This is a genomic window from Bacillus cereus group sp. BfR-BA-01316 (assembly GCF_022664195.1).
GTDB lineage: Bacteria > Bacillota > Bacilli > Bacillales > Bacillaceae_G > Bacillus_A.
Window position 1 is genome coordinate 1 of the sequence record NZ_JAKUGX010000160.1, and the last position, 211, is coordinate 211.

A 211-nucleotide genomic window follows, 5' to 3' on the forward strand; every position below is an offset into this window, starting at 1 on the left:
ATTTGGTTGCGGGGACAGGATTTGAACCTGCGACCTTCGGGTTATGAGCCCGACGAGCTACCGTACTGCTCCACCCCGCGACAATATTATTCATATAATTTATATGGTGGAGGATGACGGGATCGAACCGCCGACCCCCTGCTTGTAAGGCAGGTGCTCTCCCAGCTGAGCTAATCCTCCAAAAGTGGTGACCCGTACGGGATTCGAACCC

Annotated in this window: 2 tRNA genes; both read right to left on the reverse strand. The window is 54.0% G+C overall.

The window, feature by feature from the left end:
• Positions 1-3: 3 nt before the first annotated feature.
• Positions 4-80: transfer RNA gene (locus tag MR071_RS25370), tRNA-Met, on the reverse strand.
• A gap of 24 nt (positions 81-104) precedes the next feature.
• Positions 105-180 (reverse strand) — tRNA-Val (locus MR071_RS25375).
• Between the last annotated feature and the right edge of the window lie 31 nt (positions 181-211).